The following is a 1,477-nucleotide window of genomic DNA, read 5'->3' on the forward strand; positions in this document are numbered from 1 at the left end:
GCATCAAAAATTGCTTTTTGGTGTCAATTTTAAGATATTAAAAAATAATTAAAAATATTCGTTAATTATCATCTTCAGTTTTCAAAGATTAAGGTAGTTTTGGTAAAAATTTGTGAAAAAATAAATTAAGAATAAATAATCAAAATATGCAATTTAGCAAGTTACAAATAATTAAAAAATAATTAAAAGTTGTTGTTTTTGCTTTCAAAAAATGTTTTCAAAGCAAATAAAATCGCAATACCTTTTTTATTATATCACATAAAAAAACAAATAGCAAATGTTTTGTTGCTTTTTTTTCAAAATTAAAAAAATAATTGAAATTTGGCAAAATAATTGCTAAAATAAATGGCAAATGTTGGGATGGTTTTAAGATTGAATTCCGGCAAATTTGGTCTGTCGAAATTGCACTTCAAAAACGCACAACATAATTACTATAATATTATAACAAACATTTTAGGATTTGGCAAGTAAAAAAATACTTTTGTTAAATTTTGTGCAAAATTATATTTTTTTGTAAATGTTTTGGGATATCGATGAAAAATTTGTTATTAAAAAAAGATCAAAAAGGAGATGGTATATTTTTAAATAAAACTTTGAGAACCACTAAAAGCGTTTTGTTCGTTTTGTTGTTGTCTAACTGTTGCGTTGCGTTTCTTTAAACAAATAAAAAAACTTAAAAATAAAAAAACAATCCATTGATGGATTGTTGCTATTTGAAAGTTTATATTCGTTTTAATTGTGTTTGGAAATAGCTTTTTACTTCCTCCATATTGAGTTGTTTAGGTTTGAGGTTCCCTTTTTCGTTGGCTTGCATAAAGGTTTGTTTGTACCACAATAATAACTTTTGATAGATACAAAAATCTAGATAATAATTAGTGGATGGAGTTGGTACAAAGTTGGGATGGGGGTTGGTTTGGGATTTGGCTTCTTGTTGTTGTTCTAAACATTTTAATGCCACCAAAAACCAAGATAAAGAAGTGTTGTAAGGCATAAATCCTTTTATTTCCCATTGAATACAACACTCCAATATCAAGATAAAATCAGTGTTAATAAGGCAATATTTGTGTTTATTGGCATAAAACAAATGAAAACTATTAATATAATGCTTTCTTTGTTGCATCTCTAATACCCATAAATCAAATGATAAATAAAAATAATTTCTTTTCATATCTAAAAACGGTTGCATAGCTTTATTATTTTTGCAAGTATTTAAACAATGATCATACATACCAAATTCTTTTCTTAAAGCACATAAAGCAAGATCAGAGGCATAAGGATAAAGTTCATAAGGTATAATTCTCAATTTTAATATCTCCTTATTTTTAAATACTTTCTTAATAGTAAAAGTTAATTGTTTTGTTGGTTGTGTGGTTTGGTTGTTTGGTGGTTTTTTGATTTTAATTTATAAAAGAAGTAAAATAAATATTTATTAAAATGTTAAAAAATGCTTTTTTCTTATTATATCATTTTCTTTTTA

At 24.7% G+C, this 1,477-nt stretch carries 1 protein-coding gene; it reads right to left on the bottom strand.

What is annotated here, in order from left to right; all coding sequences use genetic code 11:
- Positions 1-721: 721 nt before the first annotated feature.
- Positions 722-1,303: a class I SAM-dependent DNA methyltransferase gene (locus OYV_RS03855; protein WP_042068390.1), complete on the bottom strand. Its 582-nt coding sequence runs from the start codon at positions 1,301-1,303 to the stop codon at positions 722-724.
- Between the last annotated feature and the right edge of the window lie 174 nt (positions 1,304-1,477).

This window comes from 'Chrysanthemum coronarium' phytoplasma, from assembly GCF_000744065.1.
GTDB lineage: Bacteria > Bacillota_I > Bacilli_A > Acholeplasmatales > Acholeplasmataceae > Phytoplasma > Phytoplasma asteris.